The following is a 990-nucleotide window of genomic DNA, read 5'->3' as shown; positions in this document are numbered from 1 at the left end:
GAACGGAAATACAGGCCCTTTCAATGAGGGTGTCGTTTTTTTTTCATAATATTGAGTATTACATTAAACCTTGATCCTAAAGGTAGTGAATCGTGCTGGAAACGTCTCGTGAAGCTACCTTTAGGTTTAGTTCAACACTGTGTATAAAAAATGCTTATTTTAGTACTTAACCCAAAGGAAAGTGCGTGTTTGCTTTCTTCCGATTTTCGTTCCGAAAATCCTCTGACACAAACACGCACTTTTCATACACGAAACCGTTGTGCATAATGTAAACCAACCGCAAAAAACCCACTGAATTGAATAAAATACCGATAAAAATAAAATATATGATTTGCGGAATTTCGGCTATGATTTTCTTATTGTTTCTTTTTGGAATAATTAATCCGTTTGGACTTAATGATTCTCTACAAAAAATCACTGGATATTTTTTCGGGTTTTCCTTTAATAATCTTGACTATTTAGCGATTTCTTCAATTCCAATTTTCGGAATGTTATTAAACTCGAAACGGAAAGAATTTAAAACAGCTGATTTAATAAAGGATATTCTAATTATAGTTCTTTTTGTAATAATAACAATTTCAATCGGACTTTATATACTGACCTTTATTGGAAAACCAACCAATCCTTTAATACCACAATATTTAATAACCGAGCCGTTCTTTTTATACTCAACTCTAACCGTCGGAATTGGAATTGGATTACCATTTTTACTAATAAATCGGACTGAAAAACTGGACGAAATAAATGAAATTGGAATTGAAAAATAATAAAAACACTATGCACAACACCATGTAAAAATAATTGCTTGGTTCTCGCTTACTTGGAAAATCCTACGGATTTTCCTCTGGTTCGTTCCATTTTTGCTAAATTAGAGGCTTAATCACGCAACTATTCTTAGTGTGCCAAGAATCAACCACGGCAATAAAAGGTTGAATGCTGTAAATAAGATGATGGTAGGTCCATCAGAGTCGTTGTATAGGCGATGGCTCT

1 protein-coding gene is annotated in these 990 nt (G+C 33.3%); it reads left to right on the top strand.

Going from position 1 to position 990, the window contains the following annotated elements; translation table 11 throughout:
- Positions 1-296 precede the first annotated feature (296 nt).
- On the top strand, positions 297-767 hold the full coding sequence (locus H3Z82_RS19415) for a hypothetical protein (protein WP_182207113.1): 471 nt from the start codon (positions 297-299) through the stop codon (positions 765-767).
- Positions 768-990: the final 223 nt, after the last annotated feature.

Origin of the sequence: Gelidibacter maritimus, from assembly GCF_014062315.1 — a bacterium.
In the GTDB taxonomy this organism is placed as follows: domain Bacteria; phylum Bacteroidota; class Bacteroidia; order Flavobacteriales; family Flavobacteriaceae; genus Gelidibacter; species Gelidibacter maritimus.
This window is presented reverse-complemented; position numbering and strand designations above follow the sequence as displayed.